Annotated in this window: 14 protein-coding genes and 1 pseudogene; 12 read left to right on the top strand and 3 right to left on the bottom strand. The window is 50.1% G+C overall.

Features of this window, described 5'->3' with window-relative positions:
• Positions 1-82: 82 nt before the first annotated feature.
• Positions 83-481 carry a hypothetical protein gene (locus EL645_RS03510; RefSeq protein ID WP_126548742.1) on the top strand — a complete coding sequence of 133 codons (399 nt, stop codon included), beginning with the start codon at positions 83-85 and terminating at the stop codon, positions 479-481.
• Between the two features lie 95 nt (positions 482-576).
• Positions 577-723, top strand: a complete 147-nt coding sequence (locus EL645_RS39015; RefSeq protein WP_161977075.1) for a hypothetical protein — start codon at positions 577-579, stop codon at positions 721-723.
• Positions 724-895: 172 nt separating this feature from the next.
• Here EL645_RS39015 and EL645_RS03505 read toward each other — a convergent pair whose 3' ends face one another.
• A complete protein-coding gene (locus tag EL645_RS03505; RefSeq protein WP_126548741.1) occupies positions 896-1,690 on the bottom strand; it encodes a class I SAM-dependent methyltransferase in 795 nt (264 codons plus the stop codon).
• Between the two features lie 80 nt (positions 1,691-1,770).
• On the opposite strand from EL645_RS03505, the gene EL645_RS03500 reads away from it, so the two are divergent.
• From EL645_RS03500 to EL645_RS03490, 3 genes are all read left to right on the top strand, one after another.
• Complete coding sequence (locus EL645_RS03500) at positions 1,771-2,607, top strand: IS5 family transposase (protein ID WP_126548740.1); 837 nt, start codon at positions 1,771-1,773, stop codon at positions 2,605-2,607.
• Positions 2,608-2,865: 258 nt separating this feature from the next.
• Positions 2,866-4,737: an alpha-amylase family glycosyl hydrolase gene (locus EL645_RS03495; protein ID WP_126548739.1), complete on the top strand. Its 1,872-nt coding sequence runs from the start codon at positions 2,866-2,868 to the stop codon at positions 4,735-4,737.
• A 586-nt stretch (positions 4,738-5,323) separates the two neighbouring features.
• Positions 5,324-5,800 carry a hypothetical protein gene (locus EL645_RS03490; protein WP_126548738.1) on the top strand — a complete coding sequence of 159 codons (477 nt, stop codon included), beginning with the start codon at positions 5,324-5,326 and terminating at the stop codon, positions 5,798-5,800.
• Between the two features lie 115 nt (positions 5,801-5,915).
• On the opposite strand, the gene EL645_RS03485 is transcribed toward EL645_RS03490, so the two are convergent.
• Positions 5,916-6,563, bottom strand: a complete 648-nt coding sequence (locus EL645_RS03485) for an ATP-dependent Clp protease proteolytic subunit (RefSeq protein WP_126548737.1) — start codon at positions 6,561-6,563, stop codon at positions 5,916-5,918.
• A 534-nt stretch (positions 6,564-7,097) separates the two neighbouring features.
• Here EL645_RS03485 and EL645_RS03480 point away from each other — a divergent pair.
• The 7 genes and pseudogenes from EL645_RS03480 to EL645_RS03450 all read left to right on the top strand — a co-directional run bounded on the left by EL645_RS03480 (position 7,098) and on the right by EL645_RS03450 (position 16,684).
• On the top strand, positions 7,098-8,438 hold the full coding sequence (locus tag EL645_RS03480; RefSeq protein ID WP_246035265.1) for an NAD(P)/FAD-dependent oxidoreductase: 1,341 nt from the start codon (positions 7,098-7,100) through the stop codon (positions 8,436-8,438).
• A gap of 70 nt (positions 8,439-8,508) precedes the next feature.
• A complete protein-coding gene (locus tag EL645_RS03475; RefSeq protein ID WP_126548735.1) occupies positions 8,509-9,600 on the top strand; it encodes a serine/threonine protein kinase in 1,092 nt (363 codons plus the stop codon).
• Entirely contained in the window at positions 9,543-10,265 is a 723-nt protein-coding gene (locus tag EL645_RS03470; protein ID WP_126548734.1) for a hypothetical protein, read from the top strand. Before EL645_RS03475 ends, EL645_RS03470 begins: the two co-directional genes overlap by 58 nt.
• A 102-nt stretch (positions 10,266-10,367) precedes the next feature.
• Positions 10,368-10,898, top strand: coding sequence for a hypothetical protein (locus tag EL645_RS40210; protein WP_174845290.1), 531 nt, complete (start codon positions 10,368-10,370; stop codon positions 10,896-10,898).
• Between the two features lie 162 nt (positions 10,899-11,060).
• Positions 11,061-12,401 (top strand): annotated as a pseudogene (gene obgE, locus EL645_RS03460) (GTPase ObgE).
• A 504-nt stretch (positions 12,402-12,905) separates the two neighbouring features.
• The gene (locus EL645_RS03455; RefSeq protein ID WP_161977074.1) at positions 12,906-14,234 is read left to right on the top strand and encodes a CHAT domain-containing protein; all 1,329 of its coding nucleotides are present in this window, start codon (positions 12,906-12,908) and stop codon (positions 14,232-14,234) included.
• Positions 14,171-16,684 (top strand): tetratricopeptide repeat protein, encoded by a 2,514-nt coding sequence (locus EL645_RS03450; protein WP_126548732.1) that lies wholly within the window; start codon positions 14,171-14,173, stop codon positions 16,682-16,684. Before EL645_RS03455 ends, EL645_RS03450 begins: the two co-directional genes overlap by 64 nt.
• Before the next feature lie 74 nt (positions 16,685-16,758).
• Here the strand turns inward: EL645_RS03450 and EL645_RS03445 are convergent, their stop codons facing one another.
• The gene (locus tag EL645_RS03445; protein WP_126548731.1) at positions 16,759-18,063 is read right to left on the bottom strand and encodes an MFS transporter; all 1,305 of its coding nucleotides are present in this window, start codon (positions 18,061-18,063) and stop codon (positions 16,759-16,761) included.
• Between the last annotated feature and the right edge of the window lie 108 nt (positions 18,064-18,171).

The following is an 18,171-nucleotide window of genomic DNA, read 5'->3' as shown; positions in this document are numbered from 1 at the left end:
TGTTTTTTATTCGACTCCTATCAGAGTAGCGCTTGTTGGCGTGATGACTTAATGTTTATAGTGAAGGTTGATAGACGTAAGAATGGCTGAGAAATATTTACCCGTCCCGGTCTGGAACAGTTCGACGGCACACTGGGAGGCAGTTGATTTTCGCCATGGGCAACGCATAGTAGGCTGGCCAGCCGGTTTCGATCCCGCGACTTTACCTGTTCCTGAGTATAGTGAGGGTGACCGGGTACAATTTGTGCGCGATGAGACCTGCGCACGTGAAGGAGTTGTGCGCCGAGTGTTCCTGCGTGGTGGTGTATATGGTCCAGTAGAGGGCCAGGAGAAAGCTATCCAGCGCTGGTACCTGGACCCTGAAAACATCACCTACATCGTCACTGCCCGTGGCCATGACCATACCATCAAATCCTGGAATATCCTGGGACGTTTCGTCTCGCTTGAACGCATCTCGCGTGTCTTTCCTTTGAGCGAGTGACCTGTGTTGCACCACTGGCCACGGATAATGAGAGAATAGATTTTTAAGTTGCTTACCATACCAGATTAATTTTTTTAGCGGGAGATGTGAGATTTATGGAAGATAATGATAGGCGGCGCCCATCCTATGCACAAGAAAGTTATCCTAAGAGCCGCTTTATACGCCTTGCTCTTATAGTCACATTTATTATCCTGGCCTGTCTACTCTATTTTTTCTGGCCCTACGTTGCCAGCCTGTTTTAAGTAGCCTGGAATATTGATGTTCCCAATCTTTTTCAGGTATTGTAGCTAGCCTGTTTTAAGCCGTCTAAAGTGCCAATGTTTCCAAAATTTTCAGGTAGTGTTGCAGAAAACGCGCAACACTACCTGAAAATTTTGAGCGTCGTAGGCGCGAACAGTATGTTTTGTTTTTGTTTTAGTGGGTGGGTTTAAGGGGATGGCCCCAGGCGACGGTGCCGATGACCTGTAGGGGAAGGATACCATTGGGTTGGTAGCGTAAGAGGAGGGACCTGGCCTGCTGATCGAAACTTTGGGCAGCTTCCTGCCCCATGCGTTCACGGGCAAAGTTGCTGCGCGAGTGCAGACCTTCGATGAAATCGTCGATGCTCTGGTGGAAATCGATTGGCGTGGTCTCTGTTTCCCCCACGGTGTGAAACAGGCCGCGTTCTTCCAGTTCTTTGCGTACATAGGTTGAGCGGTGTCCACGACGGGTGGAATATTGAGCCTGCAATTGTGAGAGCTCTTCATTCCAGGGCATCGATAATGTGCGGCGGTGCACCAGGGCCAGCACACCATTGGGGGTCAGCAGATCATGGAAGCGTGGGAAGGCGACTTCCCAATCCGTCCAGTGGATGCTGGAGCCGGCAGTAATTAATGCGTAAGGTGGTGTAAGCGGCACTTCTTCAATCTTACCATAGATCCAATTCAGGTGGGGATGGTTGCCATCGGGCAATTGTTTCCCACGCTCGATCATATTTTGAGAGAAGTCCACCGCGTCCACACGTTCGACAAAGTGTACACATTGTCGTGCTACATCTCCTGAACCTGCGCCTACATCTAACAGTGTGCGGGGCTCATCCTTGATCAGGTCAGCTAAGATGGCAAAGGTCTCTGGTGGATAGGGAGCGCGATAGCGATAAGCATCCACGACATGTTGATTTTTGAATGACTCTGCGTATTGGCGACTAAAGTTTTCAGGTTTGGGTTGCATGCTTTTTCCTATCTAATATATTAGACCTTATCCGAAAACCAGTGATACAATACAGACAAAAAACGATGAGGTGAACAACGATGGTACGAACACGACCGTGGGAAGTCAGCGATGAACTGTGGGAACGCGTACGCCCCCTGATCCCAGAACGGCCGCCGCATCCCAAAGGCGGAAGGCCTGCAGCCGATGATCGCAAGATGTTTGCCGCCATCGTCTATGTGTTGCGAACCGGCATTCAATGGAACGCCCTGCCTCGTGAGTTGGGAGCATCCAGCACCGTCTATGACCGCTTCCGCGAGTGGGAAGCCCAAGGCGTCTTTGAGCGCTTGTGGCAGGCTGGCCTGCAACACTATGACGACTTGGTCGGCATCAGCTGGGACTGGCAGAGCGCCGACAGCTCGACCGTGAAAGCCCCTTTCGCCAGAGCCGCCGTCGGCCCCGCTCCCACCGATCGCGGCAAACAGGGAACCAAACGGAGCATTCTGTGTGATCGCCGTGGCTTGCCCCTGGCGCTGTGCATTGATGGGGCCAACCGCCATGATAGCAAGCTGCTTTTCTCCACCCTGGATGCTCTCGTCGCTGAACAACCAGAACCCACCGTGGAGCATCCTCAAAACCTGTGCTTGGATGCGGCGTATGATCATGAGGCAATCTATGGTGAGCTCTATGAACGAGGCTATGAACCACACGTGCGGCTCAACCGGAAGTACCACACGTGGTATCAGCCTCCCCAGGAAGAAGCCAACAGCCTGGAACCAGGAAAAACGCCGCGTCGATGGGTGGTCGAGCGCTTTTTCTCCTGGCTCAATCGGTGGCGCCGCTTGCTGGTCCGCTGGGAAAAGCTTGGTCAAACGTATCAAGCGTTCTTGCAGCTGGCTTGCGGACTCATTTGTTTTCAGTATGCTTCTCATCATTAGGTTTTCGGATAAGATCTTAACCATGCTATTCTGAAACGGCTACTTGTATATCTTACTACAGATTGAAGAACGTAGAAAAAGGGCACTTCATCGCGCTTATCTATCCCAACAATCGTTGGTTGAAACCTGTAAAAGCTCTGCCACGTGCTAGATATGGTTGGGGTTTGTCTGGGTGTAATATTCGTGGAGGATTGGATGCCCAACTGACAACCTTATTATTTTCTCTAATGATATATATGATTTATAGTAGGAGCATCAATGATCAATTTGCGTGAAGTTGGCGCCTATGCCCGGCCAGCCAACCAGGATGGTGTGGATATAACCTTTGGCATTTATCTTCCCGGTATTACTGCTCAGGATGGCTACGAGGTGCATGTGCAGGTGTTGCATAAAGCAGACCACTTCTATGAAAGCGTTCTCCCGCGAGATTTTACTCTACAGTATAAAGAAGGGTCCACCAATGACCGCTGGCATGCGGATGTGCACCTTTCGCTGGAGGAAGGGACCCATTTTGGCCTCTCCGGCACCTATCTTTATCGCTACCAGTTGTTACAGAGCGAGCCTGATACTGACCAAAAGCGTATTGTGACACGCTGGTTTACAGATCCTTTCGCGCTGGCAACTGATATTGGTCTCCTCTCATCGGTAGTAACTCCTGAGAGTTTTCCGCCTTTCGAATGGACTGATGAGGAATGGAAGACGCCCGAGCTGGCTGATCTGGTGGTTTATGAGTTAAATGTTGAAGAGTTCAACAGCAACTTCGGAGGTGTGGTCGAGCGTATCCCCTATCTGAAGAGCCTGGGCGTGAATTGTCTGGAGCTGATGCCGATTACCAGTCTGAAATTGAATTTTAACTGGGGTTATGAGCCACTGCACTACTTTGCCCCTTACGAGCGCTGGGGTGGTATCCAGGGCTTAAAGCAGCTGGTCGATGCCTGTCACAGTGAAGGCATTGCGGTCATTCTGGATGTTGTTTATCAGCACGTAGATCCCAGTTTTCCTTATAACCTCATTTATAAGGATACAGGGCTGGAGAGCCCCATGATTGGAGGGGACGGTCCCTTTGGTCCGGAGATCGATTTCTCTAAGGACTTTGCTCGTGAGTATATCCAGGCGGCCAATTGCCACTGGCTGCACGAATATCATATCGACGGCTTCCGTTATGATGAAGTGACCGATCTCTATGACGGTCCGATGGGTATCCAGTACGCGCAGATTGCCTACAATACTTATAATGAGTCATTGAAGATTGCGCGTTTTACGCCCACAGGCAAGGCTGGTGAGTATAGCCGCTTGATTCAATGCACCGAGGCCCAGAACCGGCCACAGGAGATTCTCAAAGATACCTTTTCAACCAGCACCTGGCAGGATAGCCTGCGCTGTATGGCGGAAGGGATGGCCGAGACCGGGACCGTGGATGAACATTTTGTGCATAATGTGGTGCTGGATCAAAACTATACCGGTTATCCTTACACTAAGACTGTACAGGATATAGAGGGGCAGCCGGTAGATATGCCGGTGATGCCATTCCAGTATCTGGAGAATCATGACAATAGTCAGTTGATCTCGCATGTGGCAATCCTTCCAGATGATGTGCCATTTGGGGATCGGAGTCAATTCTATAAGCTGCAGCCGTTTGCGATTGCTCTTTACACCAGCGAGGGGACACCGATGCTCTGGCAAGGTCAGGAGTTCGCTCAGAACTATGTCCTGCCAGCAAAGGGACGTGCTCGCGTCTGCTACCAGCGTAATGTCAACTGGGAATACTTCTATGATGAGTATGGTACCCCCCTGGTCCAACTCTATCGTACTCTAGGCTTTTTACGCCGTAATTATGTCGCGCTGCGCAGCCGTGAATCCTTCTACTATAGTGCTGAGTCGCGTATCGAGGATAAGATTGTTGCTTACCGACGTCATCACTGCGAAAGTGGTCAGGTCGCGCTGGTTTTCCTTAATTTTTCTGATGAGCCTCAAAAGATTAGTGTCCCGTTTCCCCTGACAGGCACATATCGTGAGATGATCGATCAGACAAAACGGCCCGAGCCCTATGAGATCACGGTCTCCGAGGAGAACCAGATGTTTGAAGTCGAAGTTCCCGGCCACTATGGCTTTGTCTTTATCAAAGAATAGCTGGTATTGATCAACGAAAAAAGAGCAGGAAAAGTGTCACCTTTTCCTGCTCTTTTTTCGTTGATCATTCCCCTTTTCAGCGTGTCAGACTTCCATATTTATGGGAAAGCATGTCGTTGTTATACAGGCGCGCGCTGTCGCGCCCGAACTGGTTTATTACCGAATAAACCAGTTCGGGCTTTTGCGTCTGCGGTGCTCAATTAATTAAATGGTATGTTGTCGAAACGGGGCTCGGCCCCGTTTCGACAACATACCATTTAAACCAGTTCGGGCGCGACATCGCACGTATACAAGGTGCAGCACGATTCCCCGCACCATAGGAAATAATCACACTCTTTGAGGCATGCTCCAGACGATTCTAAAAAAGTGTGATCTTTTTAGAATCGCTCTACCACTATTTAATAGATCTATTTAATAGATCAGCCTTACCGATAATTACTATTAGATTTCCAGAACATGTATGTCTTACACGCAATGGAAATTGTCAGGAGAGTAGCACTAACACTCTTCTGATGCACATTCTAGACCTGTCAAATAATGTTTTCTACAATAACAAAATGTTCCGATTAATGGAGGTTTACTCTCGATGTCTATGCATAATATTACACGTAAATTGGTTTCTATTGCCGCCGGAGTTGCTTTAAGTGGATTCCTGGCCTTCGTTCCTGCGCAGATTGGTATTCATGCTGCCCCAGCTCCTCATGGTGGTGGACACCATGTTGCTGGACATCATGGCGCAGCCCATCACGGCGCAGCCCATCATGGTGGCGCGGCCCATCATGGTACAGCAGCGCATCACGGCGGCGCAACCCATCATGGTACAGCCGCCCATCATGGCGTTGCTGGTCATCACATTATTAGTGGCGCGATGATTGAAGCCGCTCCAACATCACCAATGGCTCCAGCTCCTCATGGTGGTGGCCATCATGGCGCAGCCCATCACGGTGGCGCAGCCCATCATGGCGGAGCAGCTCACCACGGTGGCGCAGCTCACCACGGTGGCGCAGCCCATCATGGAGCAGCCCATCATGGAGCAGCCCATCATGGAGCAGCTCACCACTAATATAAAGCATATAGTAAATGCCAGGTCGTTGAATGAGCTATAGTGTATCACTGAAATACAGCAGTGCCACCGGACAATTTGTTCGGTGGCACTGTGTGCTTTTTTTGGGCATTGATTAATCTTCTCGGGTGAGCACTTCGTCGATAATCCCGTACTCTACAGCCTGAGGTGCGGAAAGGTAGTAATTACGGTCGGCATCTTTTTGAATGCGTTCGATCGGCTGACCTGTATGCTTGGAAAGGATTCCTAGCAGGCTTTGCCGTAAACGAATAATCTCACGCGCCGTAATTTCGATATCGGAAGCCTGTCCTTCTGCACCGCCTAATGGTTGGTGGATAAGGATGGTCGAATTGGGGAGCGCAAAGCGTTTTCCCTTGGCTCCCACCGCCAGCAGTACGGCCCCCATGCTCATAGCCATACCCATACAAACGGTTGAGACATCAGCTTTCAGAGACTGCATAGTGTCATAGATAGCCAGGCCAGCATAAATGACTCCACCTGGGCTGTTGATATACATGCTGATATCCTTAGTTGCATCTTCATTTTGTAGATAGAGTAACTGACCTACGACACTATTGGCAACCATATCATCGATCTGGGTTCCTACAAAGATGATACGGTCCTGGAGCAGGCGGGAGAAGAGGTCATGGCTGACAATGCCGCGCGGCGTGGTTTCCACAACATATGGTATGATCCCTCGTGGCTCGAGATATTCGCGAGATTCCTTGATCCATTTTGGATCCCGTGGATTGAATGCACTCATATTCGCTCCTGATAACAAACATTTATCTTTCCATCCCCGGATGGAAAACGCGCTCCTCTTTGTCGCAAGATGGCACGGGTAGCATTTCTAAAAGGTGAGTTATATGTCTTCATGATACAAGATGTAGACGAAATTGTCCAAGTTTTTCTGATCAAATCTATTTCATAGTATACAGGCAATTTTTAGAAGCGCAAGGATTATGGCTTGAGTATAAAAAATATGCAAAACAGTTTTTTAAATATGTACAAAGTGTATACAGAGTAGAAAGATAATTTACAGTTTTTCGTGTTGAAATTCTATGGATGATTTATACATAGTAGCTAAACAATCTTTACGGAACTTCCCCGAAAGGTATAGGTGATTAGTAAAGGGTGTTTTGTAAAAAGAGAAAACATGGTAAGCTAGAGAGTATAAATATACTAGTGATAATTTTATATGCTGGTATATACCCATCAAATTTATAGCTAATCGATCGAACATGGTTCAGTGAGGAACTATTATCTCTCGGATGAGGCTAGGGAGAAGAGACACACTTTGGACGCTTTACATACTCAACGTGGCTCGACGACTATTACTGGTGCTGCAAAACGACCTCATGTTGTTATTGTTGGTGCTGGCTTTGGCGGTTTGAATGCTGCTCAAGCTTTAAAGGATGCACCCGTCGATATTACTGTTATCGACCGCAATAATCATCACCTCTTCCAACCTTTATTGTATCAGGTTGCTACAGCTGTACTGTCTCCGGCGGATATTTCGGCGCCTATTCGCCATATCTTGCGCAAACAAAAGAATACAAAGGTATTGCTGGCTGAAGTGACAGGTATTGATCGTGATCAGCAAGTGGTACTGACGGCTGATCGCTCGATTCCCTATGATTATTTGATTGTGGCTACTGGCGCCAGTCATAGCTATTTTGGCAATGATCATTGGGCCCCTTTTGCGCCCGGCTTGAAATCGATAGCCGATGCGACTGCCTTGAGGCATAAAATTTTGCTGGCTTTCGAGGAAGCCGAGCAGGAGACCGATCCTGATCGTCAGCGTGCACTGTTGACGTTTATTTTGATTGGAGCTGGTCCGACCGGCGTTGAGATGTCCGGTGCCATTGCTGAGCTGGCTCACGTAGCCCTGGCTTCGGATTTCCGCAATATCGATCCCAAATCCGCTCGCATTATCCTGGTTGAAGCCTTGCCACGTATTATGCCGGCCTTTGATGAGAAACTAGCCAAAAAGGCCCAGGATGGTCTGCATCAGTTGGGTGTTGAAGTTCGCACCAGTTCAGCTGTACAGGAAGTCAACGAGCATGGTGTCGTGATTGCTGGCCAGCAGATCGAGGCCGGGACCGTCATCTGGACCGCTGGCGTTTCCGCTTCTCCGGCTGGTAAATGGCTGGGAGCTGAATTGGATCGTGCTGGTCGTGCCAAAGTAGATGAGTATCTCAACCTGCCTGGCTATGCCAACATCTTTATTATCGGTGATACCTCCTCGGCTACCCAGGACGGCAAACCCATTCCAGGCATTGCGCCTGCCGCGATGCAGGGTGGTATCTATGCTGCTTCTGTTATTAAAGAGCGTGTCGCAGGTAAACTAAATAGTCAGCCATTCCGTTATCATAATAGGGGCAATCTGGCAACGGTGGGACGTTCCTATGGTATCGCCGATCTTGGTAAAGTGAAATTTACCGGCTTCCCGGCCTGGGTATTCTGGATCGTAGCCCACATTTTCTTTTTGATTGGTTTCCGCAATCGCTTTATGGTTCTGTTCCAGTCATTCTGGGGATATATTACTTTCCAGCGCAACGCTCGTTTGATTACGCATGAGCATCAGCCAGCGATCGCAAAGACAAAGTCAGGAGAGCGGGAACTACAGCCAAGATAGAGCTTTAATCTTCGCCCCTTCGTATACAGAGTGTCACGTGCGCAAAACAACGAGAACTTGAGGTGAAGGGATGCAAGATTTTCCAAAGGGCAAGATAGTCCGAGACCGTTATATTATTGAAGATTTGTTGGGGCAAGGTGGATTTGGGGCAGTGTACCGCGTCAGGGACAGACGTGTCAAAGGAAATGTCTTTGCGCTCAAAGAGGTAGAGAGTGTAGAGCGGCGTCAGCGGGAGAACCTTCTATTTGAAGGGGAGGTTCTCCGGCGCGTGGATCATCCAGCCCTACCTCGTGTCTATCGAATCTTCGAAGAGCCAAAGCGTGATCGCATCTGTATGTTAATGGATTATGTGGCTGGTCCTAATCTGGAGCAGTTACGCTCGAAGCAACCTGATAAGCGTTTTTCTCTGCCTCAGGTTATGCAAATGATGGAGCCTATCGCCTCAGCTCTCACATATTTGCATACTCAGCAGCCACCCATTATTCATCGCGATGTCAAACCATCCAATATTATTGTCCCAACTTCAGGTGAAAACGCCGTGCTCGTCGATTTTGGGATCGCCAAAGAATACGATCAAGATGCTACGACGACAGCGGTACGGCATTGTTCTCCCGGATATGGTGCTCCTGAACAGTATGTTAGTGGCACGGAGACCCGGACTGATATTTATGGCTTTGGGGCGACTCTCTATACGTTACTGTCAGGTGTCATCCCGATTGATGCGCTCTATCGCATTACGCGTATGAGCGTGAATAGAGCTGATCCTCTGGTACCTATACGTGAGATTGTGCCGGATCTCCCTCCTGACTTTGCCGAGGCTATCCAGCGTTCTCTGGCTGTCAATAGTAGCGATCGCTTTGCGACTATCGAGGATTTCTGGCAGACATTACAGAAAACCATGCAAGTGCCAGGTGAGCGGTCAGGTCTGCCAACTGGCCCTCTGCCTGTTCAAGAAGAGGCTCGGCCTGCACTGGCACCGGCCGTCTTGCCTGCGGCTGGGCGCCTGATGTCGCCACCTGTCGTTGATAGAGCTAGTGGACCTGACACACGTGAAGATTTTACGGAATTGGAGACCTTGCCTGTAGGGGGATGCCTGCGGGTAATATGCCGCATTCAACGCCTCCTGTGCCACAGCGGCGGCGGCCACGCAAGACAGGACTGATAGTTCTGGTGATTGTGTTGCTGCTTCTGCTTGGGGGTGGAGCGAGTGCCGCGGTCTGGTTTAATCTGCCTCATGCCGCTCCTGTACATCCCACAACGGGTATACAGCATACACCCGTCGCGCAAAAGACAGCCGTACCCACAACCAGGCCTACCAGTGCACCTACCCATACACCTACCAGTGTACCTACCCATACACCAACGCAGCCAGCAAAAAATTTCCCTGCCATTGTAGCGGCCTACAATGGTACCATCCATAATACACCGGCGGCTGTGGATTCTACTATGACGTTGACGCAGATGCGTCAGCAGCAAGGGGCGATTTCGGGCCATCTGGCCCTGGGTCCGGGCCTGCAAGGTGATGGAGATTTTACTGGTACGGTTACCACGGACAATAAAATCCAGTTTTTGGTACCTGGCTTTGCGGGACATCTTCCCTCTTTTTCCAGGGGCAGGTTCAGCGCGATGGCTCTATTAATGGATCGTATTGTAGTTACCAGAATAATCAATGTAATAATGCCAATGGTGCCGGGTATGGCAGCTGGAAGGTTGAGCCAAACGGGAATAATGGTGGCTCGCTGGTCCCTTCGTCCAGTCCTGGACGTATGGCCTATTCCACCAGAGATTCATGGTTTATGTTGTGAAGATGAATACGAGACGCTTTGAAACTTCTGATTAAAGCGTCTCGTATTATAACGGTCACATGCAATCACAAATGAAATCACTATAGCAGTATTGTTTATAGAGCGATAGAAAGAGTGAACGCTTATGAATCCATACCAGAACAATTCTCAGTTTAATCAACAGTATGCTAATGCCTGGGATCAAGGGACCTATAATCAGATCCCTCATCAAGAGGCCTGGCAAAACTATAATCAATTTGCTCAGAATGTTCCACCACAAGTGTTTGAGCAGGCTCATCAGCAGGTTTATGAGCAGATGCCTCCTGAGCAGCGTGGCGGATTGCTCCAGAATATCCTGGGTGGTTTGACGCAACGTGGGGTGAGTCCGCAGCAGATGGGTGTCCAGAATACTGACCCTTATACCATGTCTCCCGCGGATGCCGCACGAGTGACCAGTTATGCCCAGCAGCAGCAACCCGATGTTTTACATCAGGTATTCAGTCCTGGTGGCGCTTTGGGTAGTCCCTGGGCTAAATTAGCTGTTGCCGGAGTGGCTGCTTTTGCCGCCAAGCAATTTTTAGGCGGTGGCTTTGGTGGAGGAAATCAAGGCGGCTTTGGTGGAAATCAGGGCGGTTTTGGTGGAGGCAATCAGAACAACGATAACGGTTTGTTGTAGTAGAGATAATCCATCCCAAAGCTTTTTCATTTCCCATGAGGATACAAGCCTGGCAGGATCGAACACATCTGTTCACAGCCCCTGCCGGGCTATTTTTGTGCCTGCGGTTCATTTGTGATATACTCCACTCGCCACAAAGATACAGATTTTAATGCCTGCACAATGCATTGGGGATGGATTATGTTTTACGATCATACAAAGATTTTTGTTAAGGCCGGAAATGGAGGCGACGGATCAATACATTTTCGTCGTGAGAAGTTTGCTCCATTTGGTGGTCCAATGGTGATGAAGTGGCTCGTGGAGATGGTGGAAGAGGTGGAAGTATCTACTTTGAAGCTCAAATGGGTTAAATACCCTGATTGATTACCGCTATAAACAGCAGTTCAAAGCTGATTCGGGGCTCCTGGTGTGCGTCAAAAGATGCATGGAGCTAAAGGGGACGATATTATTCTACGTGTGCCCTGTGGCACGATTATTAGGGATGCTGAAACGGACGCACTGGTTGCTGATTTGACTGAGCCTGGACAACAGGTGATGGTTGCTCGTGGTGGGCGTGGTGGCCTGGGCAATGTGCACTTTGCGACCTCAACGCGTCAGACTCCGAAGGAGGCTCAGCGTGGTGAGCCCGGTGAAGAGCGCTGGCTCAAACTGGAGCTACGCGTGATTGCTGATGTGGGCCTGGTAGGTTATCCAAATGCTGGCAAATCGACGCTACTCTCGGTTGTCTCAGCGGCCCGTCCAAAAATCGCTAATTATCCTTTTACTACTTTAGAGCCGAACCTGGGAGTTGTTGAGGTTGGTCAACCACGTAGCGGCGATGGGTTTGGTTTTGTCGTAGCCGATATTCCAGGTTTGATTGAGGGCGCCGCCCAGGGTGTTGGACTTGGTCATGAATTCCTACGCCATATTCGCCGTACACGTTGTTGTCATATGGTTGATGGTTCGGCTATCGAGCGCGATCCCTGGCAGGATTTTGAGGCTATCAATAAAGAGCTGCGCGAGTACGATGCACAACTGGCTGAGCGCCCACAACTGGTAGTACTCAATAAGATGGATGTGCCCGAGTCCCAGGAGCGCTGGCCTGAATTTAAAGCCAGGGTCGAGGCGGCAGGTTATTCAGCTTTCGCCATCTCGGCTGCTGCCCACCAGGGAACCGAGGAACTGATGGCCGAAGCCTCACGGCGCTTGCATGAAATCGCGCGTGAAGAGGCCGAGCGTGCCGCGGCCCAGGTGGTTGTCGATCTGCGCGAAGGCGAGAGCCCCATTCTACGTCCGATGCCTGACGATGCTTTCACCATTTCCAAAGAAATGGGTATCTTCGTTGTCCATGGTAAGCGCGTTGAGCGCATGGTCAATATGACTAATCAGGAAAGTGAAGAAGGCATGGATCGCATGCAGGTCCAGCTCGAAAAGATGGGTGTTACCAAAGCTCTCGAAGAAGCCGGAGTTAAAGTTGGTGACACGGTACGGTTCGGAAAAGTTGAGCTATATTGGGGTGAGTAGCATCCCAATATAACTCTCGGACATTCCCTCTCTGGCCCGATCGGCCCTATCAACGGCCCAAAAAAAGATGTACCCTTCTGTTTGCAATGGCAGGGCTTTTTCATGCTCTTCCAGAGATCACGCGCAAACGATACGATGGACATTCTTTCCGGAGTGTGGTGGGCGGCTACGGCCGCCCACCACACTCCACAGTCCCAACTCGGCGCCGCAGGCGCCAAAGAAGAAAAGTAAAAAGCCCTGTTGTAATGGTCTTTTTGAGATCATTGCAAACACATGTGTGGTATACTTGTACGTGAGAAAACGGCATATTCAGCATTTGTCATCGTGCATTAGCGCGAAAAGCAATGGAATGCGAGATCACTTAAGCCCATGGGAGAAACATTAAGCTTATTATTTTGTGCGCGTGAGGATGGTTCGTACGAGGTACAACTAAAGGAGAGCTGGTCGGGGCATGCGGTGAGTGGATGTTTTGTTCCTCCTTACACATCTAAACAGATAGGCGCATTGCAAAAAAAACTCAATACCCTGGAAAGTAGTGATACGGAGCTACGTGGGATTGGCTATCGTCTCTTTTGTGCTATTTCGGGGACCGATCCTTCACAATGTCAGCCGTCGCCGCCAGCCGAAGGTTCGGTGGCTGCGGTTTTGCGCAATGTGATTCAACGCACATTGAAACGGCGTGGAACGGTGGCTTTAACGCTGATTTTTGCTCCTGGCTGTGAAGAGTTTGTGCGTTTCCCCTGGGAATTACTCTATAATGGAAATCACTTTTTGATCGCTTCTGGCATTTTTACGCTCAGCCGGGCACTGTTGCGTCCAGATGCTCCCGTCGGCTCCGAGTTACCGGTACATCCACCTTTTCGCATATTATATATCAGCGCCTCCCCTTCAAATTTTGCCCCCTTGGAGACCGAGCGTAGTTTTGAAGCGATGGAAGAGGCGTTAAACCCTTTGATCGAGACCGGTCAGGTGTTTTTGGATCGCCTGGAACCCCCAACCTTTAGCCAGTTTGTACGTTATCTTAATTCTTATGGCGGGGCCGGTACTTTCGATGATAGTGATACCACGCTCCCCTGTTATGTGGTGCATTTTGATGGCCATGGAGCTTATGGCAAGCTTTGCCCCAAAGATGGTTGTGAGACAGTCAATAATCCAGACGCACGCAAATGCAGCAAGTGTGGCACCTCCTTAAGTCGCGTGCAGGCTCAGACCTATCTCTGTTTTTGTGATGATGAGGGTTACAACAATTTTATCGATACCCAATCATTGCGTGGTGTCCTGGTTAGTAGCGATGTTCACCTGGCCGTCTTCGCTGCCTGTGAGACCGCGACCGTTACTAATGATAAGGCCGCTGGAGGGACTGCGCCGTCATCTCAGCACCTGACTGCCGTGGATTCGACATTGGCTACCTCACTGGTGACAGCTCAAGTTCCAGCTGTAGTGGCGATGCCATTTTCGTTGCAGGATGATCTGAGTCCAACGTTTATGTACCATTTTTACGAGGCTCTTGCCGATGGTCGAACCCTGGAGGAAGCTTTAGCGCGGGCACGCCAGGCGATGTTGCCAATGCAGCAGAAAAGCTGGTTTATCCCGGTGCTCTATCGCCACGTTGCTGAAGATGACGAGGGTCCTGTAGCTTTGATGATAGCTTCGGATGCGCAGGATGAACATGCTCATCCACTGGCCCATCTGGGTCCTCCTGCGTCGTTTGTGGGGCGCGAAAGAGAGTTGCATGATATCGAGCAACTCTTAACCCTGGCCGCCACCGATTGGTCTGGGCCGACGGCCCGCAGGGGGCACGCAAGCAACAGGGGTATCATCATATTGCCTTGACTGGTTCGCCTGGCATCGGTAAAAGCGCGTTAGCGTTAGAGGCTATTCGACGCAATCGTGATAAATTCTTAGGTGGCATTATCGGGATTTCGCTAGAGAACGGTAAGCTATTTAATGATGGGCTGCTGGAAATTATTCATGCCCTGCAGATTCCCGCACGTAATGTGACGAATAGCGATGCCAGGCAGCGTTCCCGCCTGGTTCAAGGGACCTTGCGCTCCCTGGCTAGCCGCGAACTCCCCTGCCTCCTGTTGCTGGATAGCTTTGAAGAAGTCAAAGATAGAGCTGAGTTAGAACAATGGCTGGCCTTTTTGAATGGCCTGCCTCAGGAAGTGGTGGTGGTCGTTACCTCGCATTCTAATCCTGAGAGTATGCTGGTGATGGATGGTGTGCTGGGTCGCTGGTATGAATATCGAATTGGGAAGATGACCAGCGCCGACCTGTTAACGCTTTTTACCGATCTCGCGGCCACCAGCGGCCTCGATCAGCGCATCCAGTTGGATAATCCGCGCCAGCAAATCATTTTAAAAGAGATCTGTGCCTTACTGGATGGTTATCCTCTGGGGGCCGAACTGATCTTTGGTACCGCACGTTCAATTGGCGGTCAGGTTTATACTCCAGAAGCGGCTACGCGCTCCTTAGAAGAGGTACGCGACGATCTGTATAGTAATCCCCTGGCTGGAATTATGGCGGTTCTGGAAGTCTCTTATCAGCGTTTAAGCTCTCCGGCCCGTGTGTTGCTTTCTTATCTGGCTGCATTTCGTATTCCCTTTAATAGCGAGCAGATCGCGACTTTAATCTCTTCTGATACATTGTTGGCCGGACGTGAGCCGGGATCGGCCGCCACAAAAGAAGATGTCGCTGACCAGACTGAACCGCCGCTACGTCTGACTACATTGCGTCCTCCTCAGCACTGGCGAGCAGCCCGCGACGAATTGGTGCAGGCCTCGATTGTCTTATTCGATGGCTACGTGTACTCAATTCATCCACAGATACGTCATTTTGCTCTCTCTCGCCTCCCTCTGGAAGAACGCCGCCGCGTGCATCGTGTGGTGGCTGCTTACTATTATGGCCTATCTCAGCCAGGAGTAGAAGAATGGATTGAGGCCTTTGAGCATCTAGAGGCGGCGGCTGAGGCAAAAGATCTGCAGGAGGCAATTCAGATTGTTTTGCGCGCGGCGCAACCTCTTGAGGGCCAGGGTCAGTTTGCGAGCTTGCAAAAATTATTGCGCCGGGCCTCTGGCTATGCGGCACGCCTGAATGATCAAACGAGTGTTGGCCTGCTCCAGTGCCGCCTGGGTGCCTTGCTGCGACAATTAGGAAACTATGCCGAGGCTGAAGCATGCTTGAGAAATAGCCTGGCTATCCATCAACGCAATGATGGCAAGGCCGAGTACGCCGGTTGGGCACAATATGAACTGGCCCTCCTGTTGCATGATCAAGGAAATTTTCCGACGACCCTTACTTATATCCAACAGGCTCAAACGCAATTTAAGAACTGTGGGCAAGAGCGTGGCTTAGCGCGCATCCTGGATGTACAGGGCATGGTGTACCGTGGACAGGCCCGTTATGCTGAGGCATTGCATTGCTTTGAGCAATGCATCAATGCCTGTTCTCAGCAGGGGGATAGTATTGGACATGCCTGGGCCCATTATGATCGTGGGACCGCCTATGGCGCATTGGGTCAGTATAGCCGGGCTGTGCGTAATTTTGAAGAGGCACTACGCCTGTTTAACGAATTAAATCGGCCGGTGGATCAATATTGGGCTATGCTTGCTAAAAGTGCTGTCCATATCCAGCAGGGCAAGTTAGATCTGGCAGAGCAGGCCTGTCTTGAGGTGTTACCATATTTTCGGGATCAGCAGTTGCGCCGTGGTGAAGCTCTGGTATTGCGTACTATGGGAGATCTCTATCGCCAGAAGCAAGATATGCAGCGCGCGCATTCGTCATATAATGAGTCCTGGAAATTATTTAATGTCCTGGGGGATCGCTTAAACACCGCCAGTACCTTACAGGCAATTGGTTCCCTCTACTTTGCTGAAGGCGTCTATTTAGAGGCCAGAGAGCGCTATGAGCAGGCACAATTTCTGGCACAGGAGAATGCCGTAATCTACATTCAAGGGCTGGCTCTCGCCGGCCAGGGCGATGTCGCAGTTGTGTTGAGTCAGTTTGCTGATGCGGAACGCTATTATCGCGAAGCCGAGCGTTTATTAAGGGACATTCCACTGGATCGAGAGCGTTTCAACGTTTTATATCGGTTAGGGATAGTGTATCAAACCCGGCAACGCTACCAGGATGCCCTGGATGTCTGGGTTCAGGCCTTGACGCTGCGCTTAGAGGACACTTCAGACCTCCATGCAGAAGTACAGGACAAAATCCAGGCTCTTGTGGCAGAGCAGCATTTAGAGGCTGAATATCGCGCCTCCAGAAACCGTTTTAACCTGGTTTAACGTAAAAGCAACCATAAAAGCAAAAGAAGATGGCAGCGGAAGAGCAACCTGACTCCCCTGCTATCTTCTTTTGTTTACAAGCTACGTATAATAGGCCGAGCCAGCAACAGGTAGAGCGAGTAGAGCCCTACAATTGAGGCGCATATTAACACGGTGAGTGGTCCACCCACCAGAGCGATCAGGCCGCTGGCGGGGAAATCACCCAGTGGGCGTATTCCCATAATCATCAGGGTATTCAGGCTCATGACGCGTCCCCTCATCTGGGGTGGTACCCGTGTTTGGAGCAGCGTAATTGTCGTTGCTCCCACTCCGTTCTGAGCGATACCAAAGAGCAGGAGGGCCAACAACGAGAGCCAGAAAAGATGACTGAGTGAAAAGATAAGCAACGAGCTTGTCCAGACCAGCAGGGAGAGAAGGAGTAGCAAGCCTTTATGTTGAAAATCTCCCAATGAGGCCACCGCCAGGGCTCCCAATATTGTACCCAATCCGGCGGCAGAGAATAACAGGCCCAATTGTGCCGCATTCAAGTGCAGGATTTGTGTCCCGAAGATCGGTAAGATTAAAGTATTGGATGGTCCGAAGAAGAGCAAGGCTCCATAGCCAGACAGCACCCATGGGAGCACCTCATCCCGGCCTACTGTGCCGAGGGAGGCGCGTATGGAGGCCAGTAAGGGGCCCCGCCTGGCTGTACTCTGTTCTGCTGCATCCGGTGGTATCTGGAGCATATACAGTACAACCAGCACCCCGAGAAAGCTGATACCATTGAGAAAGAAGTTACCGGCATAGGGAAAGAGGCTATTCCCGTTTCTGGCACTGCTAAAAATAACAATCAGCACACCCGCCAGCGTAGGTCCGACGAAGGCTGCACCATTGAAGACAATTGATTGGAGTGAGATCGCGTTCATCAGATCTTCACGTGGAACCAGGGTTGGGACAAGTGAAGAGCGGGCCGGTTGATCAAAACTGAGCACGGTGCCGGAGCAGAAAGCCAGCAGAACAATCATCCAGACCTGTACGATGCCAGTAATAGTAATGATACCCAGGATAAATGCCAGGAGCATTGATAGCGTTTGAGTTATCAATAAAAAGCGCCGTTTATCGCTCTGATCGGCAATGCTCCCTCCAATAAAAGCAAATAAAAAGAATGAAATGGCCTGGGCCAATGAGACGATGCCTAGCGCCACTGGCGAATTATGGGTAATCTTTAATACTAATAAACTCTGGCTTACAATCTGGAGCCAGGTGCCAATTGAAGAGACTACCAGGCTGATCCATAAAAGTCGAAAATTGCGGTAGCGCAAAGCACGCAGGGTAGAAATACCTCTTTTTGTGGATCTTTCTTGCGAGGGTTGTTCTGGTAAGGTAGGAGCCCTGGACATTTTTTATATAATCCTCTTTTCCCGCTGGATTTCCTATACTTGATATGCATTATGACAAAAGATGCTCCAATAAGCAAATATAGGTAAGAAAAAAACAGGGCTTTTTAT

It is taken from the genome of Dictyobacter kobayashii (genome assembly GCF_003967555.1).
In the GTDB taxonomy this organism is placed as follows: Bacteria; Chloroflexota; Ktedonobacteria; order Ktedonobacterales; family Ktedonobacteraceae; genus Dictyobacter; species Dictyobacter kobayashii.
Note: the sequence above shows the minus strand (reverse complement) of the source record. Positions and strands in the feature narration are given on the sequence as shown.

Bases quoted from the DNA above. Each gene is read 5' to 3' on its own strand.
- EL645_RS03490 (WP_126548738.1), top strand. From the start codon at position 5,324: ATGTCTATGCATAATATTACACGTAAATTGGTTTCTATTGCCGCCGGA.
- EL645_RS03495 (WP_126548739.1), top strand. From the start codon at position 2,866: ATGATCAATTTGCGTGAAGTTGGCGCCTATGCCCGGCCAGCCAACCAG.
- EL645_RS03475 (WP_126548735.1), top strand. From the start codon at position 8,509: ATGCAAGATTTTCCAAAGGGCAAGATAGTCCGAGACCGTTATATTATT.
- EL645_RS03505 (WP_126548741.1), bottom strand. From the start codon at position 1,690: ATGCAACCCAAACCTGAAAACTTTAGTCGCCAATACGCAGAGTCATTC.
- EL645_RS03510 (WP_126548742.1), top strand. From the start codon at position 83: ATGGCTGAGAAATATTTACCCGTCCCGGTCTGGAACAGTTCGACGGCA.
- EL645_RS03500 (WP_126548740.1), top strand. From the start codon at position 1,771: ATGGTACGAACACGACCGTGGGAAGTCAGCGATGAACTGTGGGAACGC.
- EL645_RS40210 (WP_174845290.1), top strand. From the start codon at position 10,368: ATGAATCCATACCAGAACAATTCTCAGTTTAATCAACAGTATGCTAAT.
- EL645_RS03485 (WP_126548737.1), bottom strand. From the start codon at position 6,563: ATGAGTGCATTCAATCCACGGGATCCAAAATGGATCAAGGAATCTCGC.
- EL645_RS03445 (WP_126548731.1), bottom strand. From the start codon at position 18,063: ATGTCCAGGGCTCCTACCTTACCAGAACAACCCTCGCAAGAAAGATCC.
- EL645_RS03470 (WP_126548734.1), top strand. From the start codon at position 9,543: ATGCCGCATTCAACGCCTCCTGTGCCACAGCGGCGGCGGCCACGCAAG.
- EL645_RS39015 (WP_161977075.1), top strand. From the start codon at position 577: ATGGAAGATAATGATAGGCGGCGCCCATCCTATGCACAAGAAAGTTAT.